This is a genomic window from Psychrobacter sp. UBA6766, from assembly GCF_002453355.1.
Taxonomy (GTDB): Bacteria; Pseudomonadota; Gammaproteobacteria; order Pseudomonadales; family Moraxellaceae; genus Psychrobacter.
Map to the genome: position 1 here is coordinate 1 of NZ_DKGQ01000046.1, position 2,855 is coordinate 2,855.

2 protein-coding genes are annotated in these 2,855 nt (G+C 43.5%); both read right to left on the minus strand.

The annotated features are described in order from the left end of the window. Positions 1-182: 182 nt before the first annotated feature. Complete coding sequence (locus B4K26_RS10570) at positions 183-1,502, minus strand: short-chain fatty acid transporter (protein WP_296245419.1); 1,320 nt, start codon at positions 1,500-1,502, stop codon at positions 183-185. A gap of 272 nt (positions 1,503-1,774) precedes the next feature. Further along, positions 1,775-2,803, minus strand: a complete 1,029-nt coding sequence (locus tag B4K26_RS10575) for an ornithine cyclodeaminase family protein (protein ID WP_296245420.1) — start codon at positions 2,801-2,803, stop codon at positions 1,775-1,777. Between the last annotated feature and the right edge of the window lie 52 nt (positions 2,804-2,855).

Below are 2,855 nucleotides of genomic sequence, written 5' to 3' on the forward strand. Positions count from 1 at the left end.
CACTTGGTGTGTTAATCTAAGTTTTATCATCCAGATATAACCTCCTACATATTCTTCGCAGAAAAAACCCCCTAAATAATTAATACAGCTCGCAGAGCTTTTCTGTTTGTTTCACTCCATTGTTTTTAAACAAAAAAAAGCCTCACCTATCAACTAGGTAAGGCCATTAACTGCAGGCTTAGTTATAAAAACAACAACCCCAAACCAATCACAACGCCGCTGACAATCAGTACAATAACACAAAAGCCCATGATATCTTTGGCTTTGAGTCCAGCGATTGCCAATGCAGGCAACGCCCAAAATGGCTGAATCATGTTTGTCCAAGCATCGCCCCACGCCACTGCCATGGCAACTTTAGCCGGATCACTACCGAGCATTTCCGCTGCTTCCAACATGATTGGCGCTTGCACCGCCCATTGTCCACCCCCGGAAGGAACGAAAAAGTTAACCAGTCCTGCGCTTAAAAAGGCAAAAAGCGGCAAGGTTTCCACTGTTGAGACGTTAACGAACGCTTCTGACATCACCCCTGCCAAGCCAGAGGCCGTCATCATTCCCATAATGCCAGCATAAAAAGGAAATTGAACGATAATACCGCCTGCCCCTTTGACGGCCTCTTGAATAGCAATCAAATACTTACGCGGCGTTCCGTGGAATATAATCCCAAGGAATAAAAACATGAAGTTAACCAGGTCGAGCGTTAAGGCAAAACCATTTTGGACAAAATAATAAATGATAAAGGCAATACCCAATAAGCCGATGACCATGGATAAAATCCAGCTATTTTCTAAGCGTTCTGCTGGTGTCATCTCTGATTTTTCTGGAAGCGTTTCAATGATAGGATCTACGAGAAGTTTCGGATCGACGGTAACCGTATCTTCTTTTTTTGGCATCATTAGACGGTTTAGTAACGGGACGATAACTACTAATGCCGCGACGATAATTAAATTATAGCTGGCAAAAATAGTAGCACTCGTTGGAATCACGCCAATTTTATCAACGAATGGATGACCTTCTGTTGCAATGGATAACGGAATCGAACCAGAGAAACCTGCATGCCAAATGATAAAGCCAGAATACGCACTGGCAATAAGCAATCGGTAATCCACATTTTCGACACGTTTTGCTAATTCTTTTGCGAATAAGGCGCCAATCACCAAGCCAAAACCCCAGTTGATCCAGCTCGCGGCAAGAGATACCAAGGTAACCAATATAATGGCACTACTTGGCGACTTTGCAAAGCTTGCAAGTTTGCCCAGCCCTTTTTTAAATATCGGGCTACTTGCCAAGACAAAACCAGTGACCAACACCAGCACCATTTGCATCGAAAACGCCAGTAACGCCCAAAATCCTTCGCCCCAAAACGCCACCATCTGTATTGGTGAGGAATCAGTTAAACCTAATCCCATGCCAAAAATAACCAATGTTAAGATAATGACAAACAAAAATGGATCGGGTAAATATTTTTCCATTAGGCTATTCGAGAAGCGTGTAATCCCTTTCATTTTTAAACTCCCTTTTTTATTTACATTTGCACCTCTTTTCTCATCCTAATGTTACCTTATTCTTACTATCTTAGCCCGCTTATATGACTATTAGTTGCACTACAGACATGCCTAAAAGTTAAGTTAAGCATCCTGACTGGCTTGTTAATGAGTAAAAATCAACTATAGTTAACTGAGTTACTGTCAACTTGAATCACCGTCAACTTGAATTAATTTGGTTTAATTGCTTTTAAATGTTCTTTGATATCACACCACTGATTAGACGCTTGTCCTTATAACTCAACGAACTGGCCCAAACTTTCTTTTTTGGCCTTTTGAGCAATCTTTAAAGCAACGGCAGCATCGAAGCTTGCAGCGCCGACCGACTTAAAGAGTGTGATACCTTTATCGGCATTTAGGTCAATACTGACTTTTTCATTGACTAAATCACTTAGCGTCCCCGTCAGCTTATCCCACGACCAGGTACTATCATCGTCTTCATGAGCTTGTATCAAATCGCCCGCTTCATGAAAGCCGCCCCCGGCATCGTCGATAATGACAGCACTGCTGGCCTCTATCACCGAGTTGCTGACTTCCTTCATCGATGCTTGATAAGCACCCACTGCATTGATATGAGCGTCCGCCTTTATCTGCGCCGCTTCGAACAAGCCTGTCGTCGCTCGCGTTGCCAAATTGATAATATCGGCGTCTTTAATCGCTACGCCAATATCGTCGCAGACCTTAAAATCAACGTGCCACTGAGGGTAGTCTTTTTCAAATTTATCCTGAAACTGATGTGCCGTCTTTATGGTTCTGTTCCAAAGGTTCACTTGCTGGATGTTTGGACGCACAGTAAGGATAGCATTAAGCTGCTCATACGCCATGCCGCCCGTCCCTACCACTGCTGCCACACGACTATCAGGATTGGCTAAATATTTAGTGGCGATGCCAGACAGTGCCGCAGTGCGTACTTGGGTGATATAAATCCCATCCAAAAAGGCCAGCATCTCTCCTGTCTCATTGTCTGAAACCGTGATATTGGCCACGGTTGTTGGTTTATCACGCTTAGGATTATCTGGGCAGATATTGACCAGCTTGACGACTGCGAATTCGTTAGCACCATCAAATACCACTGCTGGCATGGATAAATGGCTGCCAGAACTCTTTGTACTGCTTTCCTCAAAGGTTGGAATGACAAGGCGCTCAGGCGTCTTTACCCAGGTTGGATGCGCGCCTTGAACTTTGAGTAACGCTTCAATAGCGTCAATTGCCATTGACATGGTCAGCTGTTCTTTTACTGTCTGCATATCTAAAATTCGCATAATTATCCTTACCCTGCCCTGTAGTTTTATTACTTAGATTAACACACCAAGT

What these genes read in the sequence shown, in the direction of transcription:
- B4K26_RS10575 (WP_296245420.1), bottom strand. Translation starts at nt 2,803, where the DNA reads ATGCGAATTTTAGATATGCAGACAGTAAAAGAACAGCTGACCATGTCA.
- B4K26_RS10570 (WP_296245419.1), bottom strand. Translation starts at nt 1,502, where the DNA reads ATGAAAGGGATTACACGCTTCTCGAATAGCCTAATGGAAAAATATTTA.